Source organism: Streptomyces sp. NPDC059534 (assembly GCF_042743475.1).
GTDB lineage: Bacteria > Actinomycetota > Actinomycetes > Streptomycetales > Streptomycetaceae > Streptomyces.
This window is the reverse complement of the sequence record NZ_JBHWAQ010000015.1, coordinates 57,809-77,923: the sequence shown is the minus strand read 5'-3', so window position 1 is coordinate 77,923 and position 20,115 is coordinate 57,809. Positions and strand designations below refer to the sequence as shown.

The window sequence follows — 20,115 nt, the reverse complement described above, 5'->3', positions numbered from 1 at the left end:
ACCATCCCGAAAGGGCACAGCGCATGGAGCAGTACGAGCCCGACAGCCTGTCCGCCGCGCAGCAGGCGGCGATACGGCGCAGCCTGACGAGCGGCCGGGGCGCCCTCAGCCGTCGTTCGATGCTGCGCGCCGGCGGTGTCGGCGCGCTCACCCTCGGCGGTCTCGCCGGGCTGAGCGCCTGTGGCATCCCGCCGGCCAAGCGGGAGGGCCAGGGGCCCGCCTCCACGGACTTCTCGGCCAAGGAGAAGAGCGTCGCCTTCTCCAACTGGACCGAGTACATGGACGTCAGCGAGGACGAGAAGTCCCGCCCCACCCTGGAGGCGTTCGCCAAACGCACCGGGATCAAGGTCAAGTACACCGAGGACATCAACGACAACGTCGAGTTCTTCGGCAAGATCAAGCCGCAGCTCGCGGCCGGCCAGGACACCGGCCGCGACCTGATCTGCGTCACCGACTGGCTCGCGGCCCGGATCATCCGGCTCGGCTGGGCGCAGAAGCTCGACTCCTCGAACCTGCCCCACGCCTACGCGAACCTGTCCGCCCAGTTCCGCAGCCCCGACTGGGACCCGGGCCGCGCCTACTCGTACCCGTGGACCGGCATCTCCACCGTCATCGCCTACAACGTCAAGGCGACCGGCGGGAAGAAGGTCGACTCGGTCAGCCAGCTCCTGGACGACCCGTCCCTCAAGGGCCGGGTCGGCTTCCTCACCGAGATGCGCGACTCCGTCGGCATGACCCTGCTGGACCTCGGCAAGGACCCCGGGCACTTCACGGACGCCGACTACGACGCCGCGATCGGGCGTCTCCAGAAGGGCGTCGACAAGAAGCAGATACGCCGCTTCACGGGCAACGACTACACCTCCGACCTGGACAAGGGCGACCTGGCGGCCTGCCTCGCCTGGGCCGGCGACGTCATCCAGCTCCAGGCGGACAACCCGGACATCCGGTACGCCATCCCGGCCGCCGGATACATCACCTCCAGCGACAACCTGCTCGTCCCCGCGCAGTCCCGGCACAAGACGAACGCCGAGAAGCTCATCGACCACTACTACGAGCTTCCCGTCGCCGCCCAGCTCGCCGCGTACATCAACTACGTCTGCCCCGTCGACGGGGTGAAGGACGAACTCGCCAAGATCGACCCCGAGCTCGCGAACAACACGCTGATCCTCCCGGACAAGGCCATGGCCAAGAAGTCGCACGCCTTCCGCTCCCTCACCAGCGCGGAGGAGACGGCGTACGAGGAGAAGTTCGCCAAGCTCATCGGCGCCTGAGCCCGACGTCGTCCACCTCTCTCACTCCCCTGGGACCGCAACCCATGACTGACAAGACTGCTCACACCGGAAAGAACACTGGCGGCGGCGACGTCCGTCTCACCGGGATCAGCAAGTCGTACGGCTCGTTCACCGCCGTCCACCCGCTGGACCTGACCGTCCCGCAAGGCTCCTTCTTCGCCCTCCTCGGCGCCTCCGGCTGCGGCAAGACCACCACGCTGCGGATGATCGCCGGCCTGGAGGACCCGAGCACCGGCACCGTCTTCCTCGGCGACAAGGACGTCACCGACCTCCCGCCGTACAAGCGGCCGGTCAACACCGTCTTCCAGTCCTACGCGCTCTTCCCGCACATGGACATCACCGAGAACATCGCCTTCGGCCTGCGCCGGCGCGGCATCAAGTCGGTGAAGAAGCAGGTCGACGACATGCTGGAGCTCGTCCAGCTCGGCGACAAGGCCCACCACAAGCCGCACCAGCTCTCCGGCGGCCAGCAGCAGCGCGTCGCGGTGGCCCGCGCCCTCATCAACCACCCGCAGGTGCTCCTCCTCGACGAGCCGCTCGGCGCCCTCGACCTCAAGCTGCGCCGGCAGATGCAGCTGGAGCTCAAGCGGATCCAGACCGAGGTCGGCATCACCTTCGTGCACGTCACCCACGACCAGGAGGAGGCCATGACGATGGCCGACCAGGTCGCGGTGATGAACGGCGGCCGGGTCGAGCAGCTCGGCGCCCCCGCCGACCTGTACGAGAACCCGCAGACCACCTTCGTCGCCAACTTCCTGGGCACCTCCAACCTCATCGAGGCCGAGGTCCTGGAGACCGGCTCGGACGTGCTCGTCACGGCCGGCGGCGGCAAGCTCCGGATACCCGGCGACCGCTGTACCTCCGCCGTCCGCCAGGGCGGCAAGGTCCTCGTGGGCGTCCGCCCCGAGAAGATCTCCCTCGCGCACGCCGACGACGCGGGGCAGATCGCCGACGGCCGCAACCGGGTGACCGGGCGGATCGCCGACTCCTCCTTCATCGGTGTCTCCACCCAGTACGTGGTGAACTCGCCGGCGGGCGCGGAGCTCCAGGTGTACGAGCAGAACATCGAGCGGGACACCCGGCTCGTCCCCGGCGCCGAGGTCGTCCTGCACTGGAACCCGGCCCACACCTTCGGCCTCGACGCGGCGCAGGACATCGACGCGGGCGTGGAGACGGTGGAGGACGCCGCATGACCGCAACCCTGGCGAAGGAAGCGCCCCCGATCGAGGAACCGGTTCTGCGCAAGCCCTCCACCCGCAAGCGGCTCGTCCCCTACTGGCTGCTGCTGCCCGGCATCATCTGGCTGCTCGTCTTCTTCGCGCTGCCGATGGTCTACCAGGCGTCGACCTCGGTCCAGACCGGCAACCTGGAGGAGGGCTTCCAGGTCACCTGGCACTTCCAGACCTACTGGGAAGCCTTCCAGGAGTACTGGCCGCAGTTCGTCCGCTCCCTGCTGTACGCCGGCACGGCCACCCTGCTCTGCCTGCTCCTCGGCTACCCGCTCGCGTACCTCATCGCCTTCAAGGCCGGCCGCTGGCGCAACCTGCTCCTCGTCCTCGTCATCGCGCCCTTCTTCACCAGCTTCCTCATCCGGACGCTGGCCTGGAAGACGATCCTGGCCGACGACAGCCTCGTGGTCGACGCGCTGAACGCGCTGCACGTCCTGGACGTCACCAGCTGGCTCGGATGGACCGAGGGCGACCGGGTGCTCGCCACCCCGATGGCCGTCGTCTGCGGTCTGACGTACAACTTCCTGCCCTTCATGATCCTGCCCCTCTACACCTCCCTGGAGCGGATCGACGGACGGCTGCACGAGGCCGCGCAGGACCTGTACGCCTCGCCGGCGACCACCTTCCGCAAGGTGACCTTCCCGCTGTCGATGCCCGGCGTCGTCTCCGGCACCCTGCTCACCTTCATCCCGGCGAGCGGCGACTACGTCAACGCCGAACTGCTCGGCTCGACCGACACCAAGATGGTCGGCAACGTCATCCAGTCGCAGTTCCTGCGGGTCCTCGACTATCCGACGGCCGCCGCGCTCTCCTTCATCCTCATGGCGATCGTGCTGCTCATGGTCACCGTCTACATCCGCCGAGCGGGAACGGAGGACCTGGTCTGATGCGCTGGATCCGTCGCAACCTCGTGGTCATCGCGGGCCTGCTGACGCTCGCCTACATGATCCTGCCGAACATCGTCGTGATGGTGTTCTCGTTCAACAAGCCGAACGGGCGCTTCAACTACTCCTGGCAGCGCTTCTCGCTGGACGCCTGGAAGGACCCCTGCGGCGTCGCCGACATGTGCCAGTCGCTGTCGCTGTCGCTCCAGATCGCCGCCTGGGCGACCCTCGGCGCCGTCGCGCTCGGCACGATGATCGCCTTCGCGCTGGTCCGCTACCGCTTCCGGGCGCGCGGCGCGATCAACTCGCTGATCTTCCTGCCGATGGCGATGCCCGAGGTCGTCATGGCCGCCTCGCTGCTCACGCTCTTCCTCAACATGGGGATAGAGCTGGGCTTCTGGACGGTCCTGATCGCCCACATCATGTTCTGTCTGTCGTTCGTCGTGACGGCGGTCAAGGCCCGGGTCATGTCCATGGACCCGCGCCTGGAGGAAGCCGCGCGCGACCTCTACGCGGGGCCCACGCAGACCTTCCTGCGCGTGACCCTGCCGATCGCGGCACCCGGCATCGCGGCCGGCGCGCTGCTCGCCTTCGCGCTCTCGTTCGACGACTTCATCATCACCAACTTCAACGCGGGTCCCAACACCGTGACCTTCCCCATGTTCGTCTGGGGCTCGGCGCAGCGCGGCACCCCCGTTCAGATCAACGTCATCGGCACCGCGATGTTCGTCCTCGCGGTACTGATGGTCATGGCCGGGCAGATCATCACGAACCGGCGCAAGAAGACAGCAACAGCCTGACCGAGCCCCGGTCAGGCACCGAAGGAGTTGGAAACCATGGCCCCAGTCGCCATGCGTCTCGCTGCACAATCTCTCTCCGACGCCCAGCCCGTCCCCTTCTGGCTGGAAGACCCGGGCAAGCCCGGCGCCCTGCCCGCCCTCACCGGCACCGAGAAGTGCGATCTCCTCGTCGTCGGCGGCGGTTACAGCGGACTGTGGACCGCGCTCCTCGCCAAGGAGCGCGACCCCGCCCGGGATGTCGTACTGATCGAGGGGCGCGAGGTGGGCTGGGCCGCCTCGGGCCGCAACGGAGGCTTCTGCGCCGCCTCCCTGACCCACGGCTTCGGCAACGGGCTCGCCCGCTGGCCGCAGGAGCTGCCGCAGCTGGAACGGCTCGGTGAGCAGAACCTCGACGGCATCGAGGAGGCGGTCGCCCGCTACTCCCTCGACTGCGACTTCGAGCGCACCGGCGAGATCGACGTCGCCACCGAGCCGTACCAGGTCGAGGAACTGGCCGAGGTGTACGCGGAGATCGACCGGCTCGGTCTCGCGGACGGCCTCGAACTCCTCGACCGGGACGCCGTCCGGGCCGAGGTCGACTCGCCGACCTTCCTCGGCGGCCTCTGGGACCGCCGCGGCGTCGCCATGCTCAACCCGGCCAAGCTGGCCTGGGGCCTGAAGCGGGCCTGCCTCGGCCTGGGCGTCCGGATCTTCGAGAACACCCCCGGTCTGGAGCTGGTCTCCGTCGGCGCCGGCATGGGCGTGCGCACCCCGTACGGCCGGGTCGTCGCCGAGCGGGTCGCGCTCGGCACCAACGTCTTCCCGTCCCTGGTCAAGCGCGTCCGGCCGTACACCGTCCCGGTCTACGACTACGCGCTGATGACCGAGCCGCTCAACGCCGAGCAGCTCGCCTCCGTCGGCTGGAAGAACCGGCAGGGCCTCGGCGACTCCGCCAACCAGTTCCACTACTTCCGGATCACCGCAGACCACCGCATCCTCTGGGGCGGCTACGACGCGATCTACCCCTTCGGCGGCAAGCTGAACGCCGACATGGACCACCGCCCGGAGACCTACCTCAAGCTCGCCGAGCACTTCTTCCGCTGCTTCCCGCAGCTGGAGGGGCTGCGCTTCAGCCACGCCTGGGGCGGCGCGATCGACACCTGCTCGCGCTTCTCGGCCTTCTTCGGCACGGCCCACCAGGGCAAGGTGGCGTACGCGGCCGGCTTCACCGGCCTCGGCGTCGGCGCCACCCGCTTCGGCGGGGACGTGATGCTCGACCTGCTCGCCGGGGAACGCACCGAGCGCACCGAGCTGGACATGGTCCGCTCCAAGCCGATGCCGTTCCCGCCCGAGCCGATCGCCTGGGCCGGCATCGGCATCACCAAGTGGGCGCTTGCCCGCGCCGACGAGAACGGCGGCAGGCGCAACCTGTGGCTGAAGACGATGGACCGCTTCGGCCTCGGCTTCGACAGCTGACCCGCGACGACCCCTCGCCATCGGGTGTGACTCACCTCACAACCGGCGGGTAGGCGAAGTCGCGTAAGAGAAGCCCCCGTACCCGCTCTCTCCGGGTGGACACCGTGTCCGCGCGGAGAAGGAGAGCTTTGTGATGACTGGTACGGGGGCTTCTGGCGTCAGGAGCGCGGTGGAGTGGCTGGCCTCGGTCGCACCCGATCCCGACGCCTGCCGGTGGGAGTGGGAGCGCAACCCGCACGGGGTCGCGCTGCTGCCCGCCGGCAGGCGCTGGGACGTGCTGATCCTGCCGGGCGAGCTGGGCGGCCCCACGCTCGACGTGCTGAACCGGCTGGTGGACCGGCCGGGGCCGGTCCTCGCCGACTTCGGCGACGCCCGGATCGGCTTCTTCGTCCCGCCCGGCACCGCCGCCCGCTGGCTCGGCACCGGGGTGCGCGGCGCCGGCGCCGGCACCTGGATCGTGGTGCCGTATCCCGGGCGGGTGACCGGCGGGGTGCGCTGGCTGGTGGCGCCGGACGGCGCGGGCACGCTCAACGACGCCTCGCTCCTGGAGCTGGCGATGCACGAGGCGGCGGGCGGGCTGGCCCGGGGTGAAGGGGGGAGCGGCGGGGTCTGACCGCCCGCGAGGAACGAACAGAGGTCTTGACCACTTGATTGGTCTGGACCATGCTGTGGCGCGCTCCCACCTCGATTCCCCCACCCCCGGAGGCAGTTGTGGACCGCACCAGACCCCTCACCCTGCTGTTGGCGGGCGCCCTCGCCGCCGGCGGACTCCTGGCAGCCACCCCCACGGCCCAGGCCGCCGACGCCGAACTCGCCCGCAACGGCGGCTTCGAGGCCGGACTCGACGGCTGGACCTGCTCGGCGGGCAGCGGAGCCGCCGTCACGTCCCCCGTGCACGGCGGGACGAAGGCGCTCCAGGCCACCCCGGCCGGCAGCGACAACGCCCGCTGCTCCCAGACCGTCACCGTCAAGCCCAACTCCTCGTACACGCTGAGCGGCTGGGTCCGCGGCAGCTACGTCTACCTCGGCGCGACGGGCACCGGCACCACCGACGTCTCCACCTGGACCGGCTCCGCGCCCGACTGGCAGCGCCTCGCCACCACCTTCACCACCGGCGCCTCCACCACCTCGGTGACGATCTACACCCACGCCTGGTACGGCACCCCCGCCTACCAGGCCGACGACCTCTCGCTCTACGGCCCCGGCGGCGACCCGGTCCAGCTCCCGGCCGCCCCCACCGGTCTCGCGGCCGGCTCCCCGACCTCCACCACCGTGCCGCTCACCTGGGCCGCCGTGTCCGGCGCCACCTCGTACCACGTCTACCAGGGCGCCACCAGGATCCAGACGGTCACCGGCACCTCGGCCACCGCGACCGGACTCACCGCCTCCACCCCGTACACCTTCCAGGTCACCGCCGTGAACAGCGCCGGCGAATCCCCGAAGTCGGCCGCCGTGACCGCGACCACGACCTCCGGCGGCGGAGGCGGGGGCGGCGGCCTGCCCGCGCACGCCCTCGTCGGCTACCTCCACGCCAGCTTCGCCAACGGCTCCGGCTACACCCGGATGGCCGACGTCCCCGACTCCTGGGACGTCGTCAACCTCGCCTTCGGCGAACCGACCTCGGTGACCTCGGGCGACATCCGCTTCAGCCTCTGCCCGGTCGCGGAGTGCCCGAACGTCGAGACGCCCGCCGAGTTCAAGACGGCGATCAAGGCCAAGCAGGCCGCGGGCAAGAAGGTCCTCATCTCCATCGGCGGCCAGAACGGCCAGGTCCAGCTCGCCACCACCGCCGCCCGCGACACCTTCGTCTCCTCCGTCTCGAAGATCATCGACGAGTACGGACTCAACGGCCTCGACATCGACTTCGAGGGCCACTCGCTCTCGCTCCAGACCGGCGACACCGACTTCCGGAACCCGACCAGCCCGGTCATCGTCAACCTGATCCAGGCGGTCAAGACCCTCAAGGCCAAGTACGGCCCCGGCTTCGTCCTGACCATGGCCCCGGAGACCTTCTTCGTCCAGCTCGGCTACCAGTACTACGGCTCGGGCCCCTGGGGCGGCCAGGACCCGCGCGCCGGCGCCTACCTGCCGGTCATCCACGCCCTGCGCGACGACCTCACCCTTCTGCACGTCCAGGACTACAACTCGGGCTCCGTCATGGGCCTGGACAACCAGTACCACTCCATGGGCGGCGCCGACTTCCACATCGCCATGACCGACATGCTCCTCACCGGCTTCCCCGTCGCCGGCAACACCGACCGCTTCTTCCCCGCCCTCCGCGCCGACCAGGTCGCCATCGGCCTCCCCGCCTCCACCCAGGCGGGCAACGGCCACACCGCCCCGGCCGAGGTGAACAAGGCCCTCGACTGCCTGACGAAGAAGACCAACTGCGGCACGTACCAGACCCACGGCACCTGGCCCGCCCTGCGCGGCCTCATGACCTGGTCGATCAACTGGGACCGCTACAACCAGTGGGCCTTCTCGCAGAACTTCGACGCGTACAACTGGAGCTGACGGCCAGGATCAGCAGCCCCAGGCAGAGGCTGGCCACCACGTCCAGCGGCCAGTGGAAGCCGCGCAGGACCAGTCCGGTCCCCGTCGCCGCCGTGAGTACGGCGGCGACGGGGATCAGCCGGTTCGAGACGAGGAACGCGGCGCCGAAGTAGGCGACCGTCGCCGTCGCCGTGTGGCCCGACGGGTAGTAGCCCTGGGCCCAGGGTTCCAGGGGGCCGGGGCGGGCCGTCCACTCCTTCAGGGGGATCACCGCCAGCGGTACGGCGGCCATGGCCAGCCCCGCGTACAGGGCGGCGGCGCGCCGGCCGCGCAGGAAGGCGTACGCCATCGCGCAGGCCAGGACCGGAAGGGCGACCGTCATGTTGCCGAGGTCGGAGGCGAGTTCGCCGAGCCACCGGGGGACCGAGTCCACCACCGCGTGGGACACCCGCTCGTCGAGCCTGGCCAAGGGGCCGTGGACGAGCACCTGCCAGGTCACGACGACGAGGGCGACGAGCGCCGAGAAGAGAGCCGGCCGCCCTGGAACAGGGGGGGTGGTTCCAGGGCGGCCGAGGGGATCGGGCTGCCGCGCGCCCCGGGGGGTGTGGGGCGTGCGGCCATCCGATCGGTGAGGAGTCCCGGAGCACGAGGCGCCGGTGGTGTGCGCGAAGGCACGGTGTGGGCGGGGCTGGGGAGGCTCCGCCCGGGGTGTTTCTCTCATCTGCAGAAACCGTACGCCAGAGAAGAGGGGGCCGACAGCGGGAACGGTATCCCGCCATCGGCCCCCCACAGAGTCTTCACACCGTGTGTGAGTTCCGGGTCGTGAGGACCCGGAACGCTCAGATCTGGGCGAACGCGTTCTCGATGACGTCGAGGCCCTCGTTGAGCAGGTCCTCGCCGATGACCAGCGGCGGCAGGAAGCGCAGCACGTTGCCGTAGGTGCCACAGGTCAGGACCAGCACGCCCTCGGCGTGGCACGCCTTCGCGAGCGCGCCCGCGGCCTCCGGGTTCGGCTCCTTGGTCGCGCGGTCCTTGACCAGCTCGATCGCGATCATGGCGCCGCGGCCGCGGATGTCGCCGATGGCGTCGAACTTCTCGGCCATCGCCGCCAGGCGGGCCTTCATGAGCTCCTCGATGCGCTGCGCCTTGCCGTTGAGGTCGAGCTCCTTCATCGTCTCGATGGAGCCCAGCGCGGCGGCGCAGGCCACCGGGTTGCCGCCGTAGGTGCCGCCCAGACCGCCGCCGTGGACGGAGTCCATGATCTCGGCGCGGCCGGTGACGGCGGCGAGCGGCAGACCGCCCGCGATGCCCTTGGCGGTGGTGATGAGGTCCGGGACGATGCCCTCGTCCTCACAGGCGAACCACTGGCCGGTGCGGCAGAAGCCGGACTGGATCTCGTCCGCGACGAAGACGATGCCGTTGTCGTTGGCGAACTTCACGATCGCCGGCAGGAAGCCCTTGGCCGGCTCGATGAAGCCGCCCTCGCCGAGGACCGGCTCGATGATGATCGCGGCGACGTTCTCGGCGCCGATCTGCTTGGTGATGTTGTCGATCGCCTGGGCCGCGGCCTCGGGGCCGCAGTTCTCCGGGCCGGTGGGCCAGCGGTAGCCGTAGGCGACCGGCACGCGGTAGACCTCGGGCGCGAACGGACCGAAGCCCTGCTTGTACGGCATGTTCTTCGAGGTCAGCGCCATCGTGAGGTTCGTACGGCCGTGGTAGCCGTGGTCGAAGACGACGACGGCCTGGCGCTTGGTGTACGAACGGGCGATCTTGACCGCGTTCTCGACGGCCTCGGCGCCCGAGTTGAACAGCGCGGACTTCTTGGCGTGGTCGCCCGGGGTCAGCTCGGCCAGCGCCTCGCAGACCTCCACGTAACCCTCGTACGGCGTCACCATGAAGCAGGTGTGGGTGAAGTCCTGGAGCTGCGCGGACGCGCGGCGCACGACGGCCTCGGCGGAGGCGCCGACCGAGGTCACGGCGATGCCGGAGCCGAAGTCGATCAGACGGTTGCCGTCGACGTCCTCGATGATGCCGCCACCGGCCCGCTGGGTGAAGACGGGGAGCGTGGAGCCGACGCCACTGGCGACCGTGTCGAGACGGCGGGCCTGAAGCTCCTGCGACTTCGGACCGGGGATGGCGGTGACGACGCGCCGCTCCTGCGGGACAGCGTTCATGCGGGGCTCCTGGGGATGTTCTGGACGCACTTGCGGGTTTCCTCCGCAGGCTAGGCGGGGGAACGGGCGAGAGGCATGCGCCGATCGGGAGTGATGGGGGGTGTGTCGTTGTCCGGGATGGACAGGGCCCGTCCGGTTCCGCCCCCCGGAGACGCCGTACCGGTGATCGGCCGTACGGGTGGTCGAAACCCCTCCGGGGCGGTCCCGGCCCACTAGATTGACGGTGGCACAGACGCGGCGACCTGGCTGTTCAGGGGGCAGGGGTTCATGGAGACCGACGGCACGTACGAGTCACGCGACACCAGGGGCAGCGCGGTCCCGCGCCCAGCGGGGCCGCCGACCGGTGCCCCGGCCCACGCGGCGCCCCCGGCCGGACCCCCGCAAGGGGGCGCGCGTCCGGCCCCGCCCCGCGTCCCGCCCCGCCCGACGGGCGCCCCGGGAACCCCCGAAGCCCCCGCCGGGCCGGGGTATCCGGCCCCCGCCGGGCCCGGGCCCGCCGCACCCGCCGCCCCTGTCGTCGCTTGGCTGGACGCACCGCGCCCCGAGACCGCGCCGCCCGGCGTCTGGCGGTTCCGGCACGTGCCCCCGCCGCCGCCCAAGGAAGCCCGGCGGCTCGCGCCCGTGACCGTGGTCGGCCTGGTGATCCCGCTGGTCGTGGGGCTCCTCCTGTGGTCGGCATGGCGGCGCGGCGTCGTCCCGTACCAGTGGATCCCGCTCGCCACCTTCACCCCCGGCGACTGGTGGTACGCCGGAGGCACCTCGCCCCGCGACTGGCACGGCGCCGAGGCCCACGTCGTCTACGACGGGGTCTTCTTCGCCGGCCTCCTCTACGCGATCGCCCGCCTCGGCGCCTGGGCCGAACTCGCCCGCCATCTGCTCGCCGACCGTCGGCCGCCGGTGCGCGCCGCCCTCGCGGCCGGCGCCGCGCTCCTCGCGCTGACATTCGTCTGGCCGGACGCCTTCCCCGGCGTCGGCTGGGAGCCGCTGCCCCTGGTCGGCCCCGCGCTCTCCCTGGTGGTGCTCCTCGGCGGCGGCTACGACGTCCTCGCCTCGCCGTTCCTCGTCTACACCGTGTACACGGTGATCACCGCGGCCGTGCTGTGGCCGTTCGCCCGCCTCGGCGAGTGGCGCGCCCTGGCCCGCGCCCGGCTCCGGGCCCGCGCCGCCCGCGGCGCCACCGCCCCCGCGGCCCCGCTCGACGCGGCGGCGCCGGTCCCGCTCTCGCAGTGGCCCGAACTGCGGGCCGCGGGGGAGCGGCGGGCCGCCGACCTGCTCGCCGCCGAGGTCCACGCCGGACGGATGAACGACGTGGACTGCGCGCGCGTACGCCGGCACCTGGACGGGCGGGGAGGGGGCGCCGGAAGCGGTCCCGCCTCCATCGCCGACACCGTGCTGAGCCAGGGCGCGGCCGCCTGGGCGCACCCCTCGGGCGACCGCGACCTGCCGGTCCGCGCCGCCACCCACGACCTGCTGCTCGGGCAGGTCCGCATCGGCCGCTGCGTGGCCGAGGAGCGCAACCCGGCCGCCTACCGGGGCGCGGGTCTGGCCCTCGACCCGTCCGTGCTCGGCACCTCGCTGCTCGTCGTGGGGCCCTCCGGCGCCGGGAAGACGGCCCGCCTGACCCGCCCGGTCGTCGAGTCGCTCACCCTCCAGGCCCTGACCGGGGGCTGCGCGGTGGTCGCCGTCGGCGCGGCCGACGCGCAGCTCGGCCCCGACGACGCCTACGACGTGGTCGTCAGGCCGGGCGACCCGGCCTCGCCGTACGACCTCGACCTGTACGCCGGACTCACCGATCCCGACGAAGCGGCGGCCCTGCTCGCGGAGGGGCTGGTGGGGGACGTCGAGCAGCTCGACGCCCGGCGCGCCGCCACGGTCCTCGCCCAGCTGATCGGCCCCCACCGGGCCGTCCACGGCCGCTTCCCCTCCGTACCCGCGCTCCGCGAACTGCTCGAAGCGGGCCCGGAGACGCTGACCGCGCTGCTCGACCGGCTGCCGGCCGACAGCCCGGCCGCGATGCGCCGCGAGCTGGAGGCCCGCGTCCGGCAGGCCGGCACGGCCGCGGACGCCGGGCCGCTCCTGGCGGACCGCCTGTCCCTGCTCGACCGGCCGGTGTTCGCCGAGTTCTTCGGCGCCGACACCGGAGGCGTACGGCCCTTCTCCCTGAAGTCCGTCGTCCACCACCCCCTGCGGGTCCGCGTCACCCTGCCCGAACGCGGCCACGAGGAGGCGTCGCGGCTCCTCACCCGGCTGCTCCTCGCCCAGTTCCTGGCGGCGGCCAGGACCGCCGGCAACCGCGGCCACTTCGTCTGCCTCGTGCTCGACGACGCCACGGGGGCGGTCACCACCGGAACGGTCCGCTCCCTCCAGCGGCTCCGTCCGCAGAACGCGGGCGTCGTCCTCGGCCTGCGCACCCTCGGCGAGGTCCCCGAGCCCCTGCACGGCCCGCTGCTCGGCTCCGTCGGCTGCCGCGTGGCGCTCGCCGGCATCACCACCTGGGACGGCCGGGGCTTCGCCGAGACCTGGGGCAAGGAATGGATCGAGACCACCGAGGTGGCCCACCACACCGTCTTCGCCGACCAGCCGATGACCCGGTTCATCCACGCCCTGCGCAAGAAGGTCACCGGCAAGGCGGTGACCACCGACGCCGTCACGACCCGGAAGGTCGAACGCGAGCGGTGGTCCGCGTCCGAACTGGCCCACTCCGTGCCGCCCGGCCACGCCGTCGTGTCGCTGACCACCGTCCGGGGCGCGCACACGCCCCCCGTCCTGGTCGACCTGCGCGGCTGACCGGGACGCGAGGGACCCGGGCCGGGGGCCCCTCGCGCCGGGGCGGCCGAGAGCCCCGCGCGCCCGGGTGGCCGAAGCCCCGGGTGGCCGGGTGGCCGAGAGTCGTCCGTTCCGCGTGGCTGAGCGGGCACCCATCGGCCCTGGCACAATCGGGGGCGCCGCTCGGCTGAGCGGTGCCCCCTCGCTCAAAGGTCCGACGGTCGCCAATGCCGCCCACCCTCGCCTCGCTCGTGCAGCACTCCGCCCTCAAGCTCATCGTCCGGGCCGGTGAGGACCGTCTCGACACCCCCGTCCGCTGGGCCCATGTCAGCGAGCTCGCCGACCCCGTCCCGTACATGGAGGGGGGCGAGCTGCTCCTCACCACCGCGCTCACGCTGGACGCGGAGGACCTGGAGGCGATGCGCCGCTATGTGCGGCGGCTGCTGGGGGCCGGGGTCGTCGGGCTCGGCTTCGCCGTCGGCGTCAACTACGAGGAGATCCCGCCGGCCCTGCTCGACGCGGCCCGCGAGGAGCACCTGCCGCTCCTGGAGGTGCCCCGCAGGACCCCGTTCCTCGCCATCAGCAAGGCGGTGTCGGCGGCCATCTCCGCCGACCAGTACCGGGCCGTGACGGCCGGTTTCGAGGCCCAGCGCGAGCTGACCAGGGCGGCGCTCGGCGAGGGTCCCGAGGCCGTCGTCGCCCGGCTCGCCGCGCACGTCGACGGCTGGGCCGCGCTGTACGACACCTCCGGCACCGTCGTCGCCGTCTCACCCGAGTGGGCGGCCCGCCGGGCCGCCCGGCTGACCGCCGACGTGGAGCGGCTGCGCGACCGGCCGGCGCCCGCCAGCGCCGTCGTCGGCGGTACGGACGACCGTGTGGAACTCCAGTCGCTGGGCACCGGACGGCGGGTGCGCGGCGCCCTCGCGGTCGGCACGGGCGCGCCCCTCGGCACGGCCGAGCGGTACGCGGTGCACTCGGCGATCGCGCTGCTCACCCTGACGACGGAACGTTCCCGCTCGCTCCAGGCGGCGGAGCAGCGGCTGGGCGCCGCGGTCCTGCAGATGTTGCTCTCGGGCCAGCCGGACCACGCGCGCGCGGTGGCGGGCGATGTGTACGGCGGGCTGCTCGACGCCCCGTTCCGGCTGCTCGTCGCCGAGTCCGCCGGGGGAGAGACGGCCGCCGAGCCGCCGCTGCCGGTGCTCGCCGAGGCCCTGGAGGCGGCGGCCGCACGGGCCGGCGAGGCGGTCCTCGCCGTGACCGGGAGCGGAGAGCGGCTCGTCGTCCTCGCGGGCGACGGCGGCGCGGTCGTCGCCGCGTGCGAGGGATACGCGGAGCGCGACGCGGAGGACGTCGGCGTCGTCATCGGCCTCTCGGCCCCGGTCGCCCCGGTCGGTGCCGCCGGCGCGTACAAGCAGGCCGAGCAGGCGCTGTCGGTGGCCCGGCGGCGCGGCCGCGCGCTGGTCGAGCACGAGGACCTGGCGGCGGGCTCGGTCCTGCCGCTCCTCGCCGACGACGCCGTCCGGGCCTTCGCCGACGGGATGCTGCGGGCCCTGCGGGACCACGACGCGACGGGCCGCGGCGACCTGGTCGCCTCCCTGCGCGCCTGGCTCTCCCGGCACGGCCAGTGGGACGCGGCGGCGGCGGACCTGGGCGTCCACCGGCACACCCTGCGCTACCGGATGCGCCGCGTGGAGGAGATCCTCGGCCGTTCCCTCGACGACCCGGACGTCCGCATGGAGCTGTGGCTGGCGCTGAAGGCGACGGGCGAGGGCACGGAGTAACGGCCCACGCGTCCCACCCGGCCCGTACGTCCCACCCACCCCACCCGTGCGCCCCGGCCCGGTCAGCCGTCGGAGGAGGCGTCCCCGTTCCCGCCGCCGCGCCGCAGGCTCCGCCGGCGGCCCTCGCGTACCACCTCGCCCCCCAGGAGGGTCACGGCGGCCACGGCGCGGACCCAGCGCGGGCCGCCGCGGGCCGCCCACACCACGCAGGCGCAGCCTCCGACGGCGAGGACCAGGACGCCGATCAGTACGTAAAGGATCATGCTTTTCCCCCTTGGTGGTGCGGTCCCGACCATCCTGTCACCCCGTCGAGGGCGGCCTGAAGAGGTGGCGCGCGGCCCTCGTGGCGCCCGCGTTCCGATATTCCTGCCCGGATCCGGGCAGATTTCTTGGTTGTTCGCCCCCGGACTCCCTACTCTCCTGCACATGACAAGCTCCGCCGTCGATCCGGCCCCCGAGGCCCGTCAGGCCGCCCCCGAACCCCTCGACATCGCGACCCCGGCACCGGCCCGCCGGATCACCGGCGCCGTGTGGGCCGCGCTCGGCGTCGTGTACGTCGTGTGGGGGTCGACCTACCTCGGCATCCGGATCGCCGTCGAGACGATGCCGCCCTTCCTCTCCTCGGGCGCCCGCTTCGTCACCGCGGGCCTGCTGCTCACCGGGATCATCGCCTGGCGCCAGGGCCCCGCCGCCCTCAAGGTCACCCGCCGGCAACTCGGCTCCGCCGTCCTGATCGGCCTTCTCCTCATCCCCGGCGGCAACGGCCTCGTGGTGCTCGCCGAGACCTCCATCCCCTCCGGCCTCGCCGCGCTCCTCATCGCCGTCGTCCCCGCCTGGGTCGTCATGCTGCGCGCCGCCACCGGCGAGCGCCCCGGCCTCGGGGCCGTCGGCGGCGTCCTGCTCGGCCTGGTCGGCCTCGCCGTCCTCACGCTGCCCGGTCTGAGCGGCGAGGTGAAGATCGGCGGCATGCTCGTGGTCGTCCTCGCGACCCTGCTGTGGTCGGTCGGCTCGTTCTCCTCCTCCCGCCTGCCCATGCCCCCGAACCCGTTCACGGCCAGTGCGTACGAGATGATCGTCGGCGGTCTCGCCGGGCTCCTGATCGGCGCCGTCCGGGGCGAGCACCACGGCCTCGACCTGACCGCGGTATCGGGCCGCTCGTGGGCGGCCCTGGCCTACCTGATCCTCTTCGGCTCGCTCCTGGCGTTCACGGCGTACGCCTGGCTCCTCCAGGCCGCCCCGCTCTCCCTCGTCGCGACCTACGCCTACGTCAACCCGGTCGTCGCCGTCCTCCTCGGCGCGCTCGTCCTGAACGAGGCCCTGACCTGGCCGCTCCTGCTCGGCGGCGCGGTCGTCGTCGGCGGCGTCTGTCTGATCGTCTCGACCGAACGCCGCGGGTGACGGCGGCCCCTTCGGCCAATTCGGACAGAGGTCCATCCCCATCACTCCACACCGGACAAGCCCACGCTTGCCGCACCGGCCCTAACGTGTCACGAGAGCAATCGCTCGCACCCCCCGATACGGAAAGGGCCGGGACGCAATGACGACCACCCACGCCTTCTGGCTCGCCGGCCGCGAGGCCACCGGCGAGGCCACCTTCGACGTCACGAACTCGTACGACGGACGTCTGGTCGGCAAGGTCAGCGTGCCCACCGAGGCCCAGGTCGAGGAGGCCGTCGCCGCCGCGCACGCCGTCGTCGACGAGTTCGCCGCGACCCCGGCGCACGTCCGCGCCGCCGCCCTCGACCACGTGTCGAAGCGGCTCGCCGAGCGCACCGAGGAGATCGCCCTCCTGATCTCCGCCGAGAACGGCAAGCCGATCAAGTGGGCCCGCGGCGAGGTCGGCCGTGCCGTCTCCGTCTTCCGTTTCGCCGCCGAGGAGGCCCGCCGCTGGAACGCCGGCGAGGCCCAGCGCCTGGACACCGAGGCGGGCGGCGCGGGCCGCCTCGCCCTGACCCGCCGCATCCCCAAGGGTGTCGTCCTCGGCATCGCGCCGTTCAACTTCCCGCTGAACCTCAGCGCCCACAAGGTCGCCCCGGCCATCGCCGTCGGCGCCCCCATCATCCTCAAGCCGGCCCCGTCGACCCCGATCTCCTCCCTGATCCTGGGCGAGATCCTGGCCGAGACCGACCTGCCGGCCGGCTCCTGGTCCATCCTGACCGTGCCGAACGACCGCATGCCGGCCCTCGTCCAGGACGAGCGTCTCCCGGTCATCTCCTTCACCGGCTCCGACAAGGTCGGCTACGCCATCCAGCAGTCGGTGCCCCACAAGCACTGCACCCTGGAGCTCGGCGGAAACGCCGCGGCCGTCGTCCTGCCCGACTGGTCCTCCGAGGAGGACCTGGACTGGGCGGCGAGCCGGATCGCCACCTTCTCCAACTACCAGGGCGGCCAGTCCTGCATCTCCGTCCAGCGCGTGATCGTCGACTCCTCCGTCCACGACCGCCTGCTGCCGAAGATCGTCGCCGCCGTGGAGTCCCAGGTCACCGGTGACCCGTCCGACTCCGCCACCGACGTCGGCCCGCTGGTCGACGAGGCCGCGGCGCAGCGTGTCGAGTCCTGGGTCGACGAGGCCGTCGCGGCCGGCGCCAAGCTCCTCACCGGCGGCAAGCGCGAGGGCGCGACCTACGCCCCGACCGTCCTCACCGACCTCCCGGCGGACGTCACCCTGGCCCGCGCCGAGGTCTTCGGCCCGGTCCTGACCATCACCAAGGTCGACGGCGAGGCCGAGGCGTTCGCCGCGGTCAACGACTCCGACTTCGGCCTCCAGGCCGGTGTCTTCACCCGCGACCTGCAGACGGCCTTCCGCGCCCACCGCGCGCTCGAGGTCGGCGGCGTGATCGTCGGTGACGTCCCCTCGTACCGCGCCGACCAGATGCCGTACGGCGGCGCCAAGCGCTCCGGCGTCGGCCGCGAGGGCGTCAAGTACGCCATGGACGACTACACGTACGAGCGTGTCCTGGTCCTCACGGGCCTGGCGCTGTAACCCGTACGCCACGAGGCCAGGCGGCCCGAGCCCACTGTGCGGGGGTTCGGGCCGTCTTTCGTCGTGCCCACGGGCGCGTCGACCAGCCGGAGGACCTCGGCCGGCCCCGCCCGGGAGACACCGGGCACGCCCCCCGCACCCCCAGCCCCGCCGCCCCCGCACCCCCAGCCCCGCCGCCCCCGCGCCCCCGGCCCCGCCCCGCCTCCCGCGGACCTCTCCGCTCCCGCCGCCTTTCCGAACCCCCGGTTATCGGGTACGACGGACAGGAAGCCCCAGGAGGCGTCCATGACCGCACCCACCCAGCGGCCCAAGGTCACCGAACGCGAGGCCCGCCAGACGGCCGAGGCGGCGCGCGAGCGGGACTGGCACAAACCGAGCTTCGCCAAGGAGCTGTTCCTCGGCCGGTTCCGGCTGGACCTCGTCCACCCCCACCCGCTCCCCGCCGACGAGGACGTCCGGCGCGGCGAGGCGTTCCTCGCCGTCCTCCGCGACTTCTGCGAGACCCGGATCGACGGCGCCCGCATCGAACGCGAGGCGCGCATCCCCGACGAGACGATCACCGGCCTCAAGGAACTCGGCGCCCTCGGCATGAAGATCGACCCGGCGTACGGCGGCCTCGGCCTCACCCAGCTGTACTACAACCGCGCCCTCGCCCTCGTCGGCTCCGCCAGCCCCGCCGTCGGCGCGCTGCTCTCCGCGCATCAGTCGATCGGCGTACCGCAGCCGCTCAAACTGTTCGGCACCCAGGAGCAGAAGGACACCTTCCTGCCCCGGCTCGCCCGCACCGCCCTCTCCGCGTTCCTGCTCACCGAACCCGACGTGGGCTCCGACCCGGCCCGGCTCGCCACCACCGCCGTACCCGACGGGGACGCGTACCTCGTCGACGGCGTGAAGCTCTGGACCACCAACGGGGTCGTCGCCGACCTCCTGGTCGTCATGGCCCGGGTGCCCGCCTCCGAGGGCCACCCCGGCGGCATCACCGCCTTCGTCGTCGAGGCGGACGCCCCCGGCATCACCGTCGAGCACCGCAACGCCTTCATGGGACTGCGCGGCCTGGAGAACGGCGTCACGCGCTTCCACCGCGTCCGCGTCCCGGCGGCCCACCGCATCGGCCCCGAGGGAGCCGGCCTCAAGATCGCCCTCACCACCCTCAACACCGGCCGGCTCTCCCTCCCCGCCACCTGCGCGGGAGCCGCCAAATGGTGCCTGAAGATCGCCCGCGAATGGTCCGGCGTGCGCGAGCAGTGGGGCAGGCCCGTCGCCCGCCACGAGGCCGTCGGCACCAAGATCTCCTTCATCGCGGCCACCGCCTTCGCCCTGGAGGCCGTCGTCGACCTCGCCTCCCAGCTGGCCGACGAGGACCGCAACGACATCCGCATCGAAGCCGCCCTCGCCAAGCTGTACGGCTCCGAGAAGGCATGGCTCATCGCCGACGAGCTCGTCCAGATCCGGGGCGGCCGCGGCTACGAGACCGCCGACTCCCTCGCCGCCCGCGGCGAACGGGCCGTCCCCGCCGAGCAGCTCCTGCGCGACCTCCGCATCAACCGCATCTTCGAGGGCTCCACCGAGATCATGCACCTGCTCATCGCCCGCGAGGCCGTCGACGCCCACCTCTCCGTCGCCGGCGACCTCATCGACCCCGACACCTCCCTCGCCGACAAGGCGAGGGCCGGCGCGCGGGCGGGCGGCTTCTACGCCCGCTGGCTGCCGGGACTCGTCACTGGCCCCGGACAGCTGCCCGGCGCGTACGGCGAGTTCGGCGACCTCGCGGTCCACCTCCGGTACATCGAACGGACCTCCCGCAAGCTCGCCCGCTCCACCTTCTACGCGATGTCTCGCTGGCAGGGCCGCATGGAACTCAAGCAGGCATTCCTCGGCCGCATCGTCGACATCGGCGCCGAACTCTTCGCCATGAGCGCCGCCTGCGTCCGGGCCGAACTCCTGCGCACCACGAGCGACCACGGCGCCGAGGCCCACCAACTCGCCGACGCCTTCTGCCGGCAGGCCCGCCTCCGCGTCGACGAGCTCTTCACCCGCCTCTGGTCCAACACCGACGACCTCGACCGCCGCGTCGTCGACGCCGTCCTCTCCGGCGCCCACACCTGGCTCGAAGCCGGCGTCGTCGACCCCAGCGGCACCGCCCCCTGGATAGCCGACGCCACCCCCGGCCCCTCGACGCGGGAGGACGTCCACCGCCGCATCCCGTGAACGGCCCGCCCGCGTCCCGCCATGCGGAACGCGGGTCCACCGGGCGGAAC

15 protein-coding genes are annotated in these 20,115 nt (G+C 72.5%); 12 read left to right on the top strand and 3 right to left on the bottom strand.

Features of this window, described 5'->3' with window-relative positions; genetic code table 11:
- The first annotated feature begins 23 nt into the window (after nt 1-23).
- The 7 genes from ACFVZH_RS19245 to ACFVZH_RS19215 all read left to right on the top strand — a co-directional run bounded on the left by ACFVZH_RS19245 (nt 24) and on the right by ACFVZH_RS19215 (nt 8,174).
- Nucleotides 24-1,271 (top strand): PotD/PotF family extracellular solute-binding protein, encoded by a 1,248-nt coding sequence (locus ACFVZH_RS19245; RefSeq protein ID WP_384898570.1) that lies wholly within the window; start codon nt 24-26, stop codon nt 1,269-1,271.
- Between the two features lie 44 nt (nt 1,272-1,315).
- On the top strand, nt 1,316-2,485 hold the full coding sequence (locus ACFVZH_RS19240) for an ABC transporter ATP-binding protein (protein WP_384898569.1): 1,170 nt from the start codon (nt 1,316-1,318) through the stop codon (nt 2,483-2,485).
- The gene (locus tag ACFVZH_RS19235) at nt 2,482-3,408 is read left to right on the top strand and encodes an ABC transporter permease (RefSeq protein WP_384898568.1); all 927 of its coding nucleotides are present in this window, start codon (nt 2,482-2,484) and stop codon (nt 3,406-3,408) included. Before ACFVZH_RS19240 ends, ACFVZH_RS19235 begins: the two co-directional genes overlap by 4 nt.
- The gene (locus tag ACFVZH_RS19230) at nt 3,408-4,205 is read left to right on the top strand and encodes an ABC transporter permease (RefSeq protein ID WP_384898567.1); all 798 of its coding nucleotides are present in this window, start codon (nt 3,408-3,410) and stop codon (nt 4,203-4,205) included. The genes ACFVZH_RS19235 and ACFVZH_RS19230 overlap by 1 nt, the downstream gene beginning before the upstream one ends.
- Before the next feature lie 36 nt (nt 4,206-4,241).
- Nucleotides 4,242-5,660 (top strand): NAD(P)/FAD-dependent oxidoreductase, encoded by a 1,419-nt coding sequence (locus tag ACFVZH_RS19225; RefSeq protein WP_384898566.1) that lies wholly within the window; start codon nt 4,242-4,244, stop codon nt 5,658-5,660.
- 133 nt (nt 5,661-5,793) lie between these two features.
- Nucleotides 5,794-6,273 carry a hypothetical protein gene (locus ACFVZH_RS19220; RefSeq protein ID WP_384898565.1) on the top strand — a complete coding sequence of 160 codons (480 nt, stop codon included), beginning with the start codon at nt 5,794-5,796 and terminating at the stop codon, nt 6,271-6,273.
- Nucleotides 6,274-6,371: 98 nt separating this feature from the next.
- Nucleotides 6,372-8,174: a chitinase gene (locus ACFVZH_RS19215; protein WP_384898564.1), complete on the top strand. Its 1,803-nt coding sequence runs from the start codon at nt 6,372-6,374 to the stop codon at nt 8,172-8,174.
- On the opposite strand, the gene ACFVZH_RS19210 is transcribed toward ACFVZH_RS19215, so the two are convergent.
- Both ACFVZH_RS19210 and gabT read right to left on the bottom strand, forming a co-directional pair.
- Nucleotides 8,110-8,874 (bottom strand): phosphatase PAP2 family protein, encoded by a 765-nt coding sequence (locus ACFVZH_RS19210; protein ID WP_384898563.1) that lies wholly within the window; start codon nt 8,872-8,874, stop codon nt 8,110-8,112. The two genes, ACFVZH_RS19215 and ACFVZH_RS19210, sit on opposite strands and share 65 nt — an antisense overlap.
- A 118-nt stretch (nt 8,875-8,992) precedes the next feature.
- Nucleotides 8,993-10,327, bottom strand: a complete 1,335-nt coding sequence (gabT, locus tag ACFVZH_RS19205) for a 4-aminobutyrate--2-oxoglutarate transaminase (RefSeq protein ID WP_384898562.1) — start codon at nt 10,325-10,327, stop codon at nt 8,993-8,995.
- Nucleotides 10,328-10,594: 267 nt separating this feature from the next.
- Between gabT and ACFVZH_RS19200 the strand changes: the two genes are divergently transcribed.
- Together ACFVZH_RS19200 and ACFVZH_RS19195 are read left to right on the top strand one after the other, a co-directional pair.
- Nucleotides 10,595-13,114, top strand: a complete 2,520-nt coding sequence (locus ACFVZH_RS19200; RefSeq protein WP_384898561.1) for an ATP/GTP-binding protein — start codon at nt 10,595-10,597, stop codon at nt 13,112-13,114.
- Nucleotides 13,115-13,320: 206 nt separating this feature from the next.
- A complete protein-coding gene (locus tag ACFVZH_RS19195) occupies nt 13,321-14,874 on the top strand; it encodes a PucR family transcriptional regulator (RefSeq protein WP_384898560.1) in 1,554 nt (517 codons plus the stop codon).
- A gap of 62 nt (nt 14,875-14,936) precedes the next feature.
- Here ACFVZH_RS19195 and ACFVZH_RS19190 read toward each other — a convergent pair whose 3' ends face one another.
- On the bottom strand, nt 14,937-15,137 hold the full coding sequence (locus tag ACFVZH_RS19190; RefSeq protein ID WP_384898559.1) for a hypothetical protein: 201 nt from the start codon (nt 15,135-15,137) through the stop codon (nt 14,937-14,939).
- A 163-nt stretch (nt 15,138-15,300) separates the two neighbouring features.
- Here ACFVZH_RS19190 and ACFVZH_RS19185 point away from each other — a divergent pair, with 163 nt between their 5' ends.
- From ACFVZH_RS19185 to ACFVZH_RS19175, 3 genes are all read left to right on the top strand, one after another.
- Complete coding sequence (locus ACFVZH_RS19185) at nt 15,301-16,272, top strand: EamA family transporter (protein ID WP_384898558.1); 972 nt, start codon at nt 15,301-15,303, stop codon at nt 16,270-16,272.
- Nucleotides 16,273-16,411: 139 nt separating this feature from the next.
- Nucleotides 16,412-17,857 carry an aldehyde dehydrogenase family protein gene (locus ACFVZH_RS19180; protein WP_384898557.1) on the top strand — a complete coding sequence of 482 codons (1,446 nt, stop codon included), beginning with the start codon at nt 16,412-16,414 and terminating at the stop codon, nt 17,855-17,857.
- A gap of 285 nt (nt 17,858-18,142) precedes the next feature.
- Nucleotides 18,143-20,065 (top strand): acyl-CoA dehydrogenase family protein, encoded by a 1,923-nt coding sequence (locus ACFVZH_RS19175; protein WP_384898556.1) that lies wholly within the window; start codon nt 18,143-18,145, stop codon nt 20,063-20,065.
- Nucleotides 20,066-20,115: the final 50 nt, after the last annotated feature.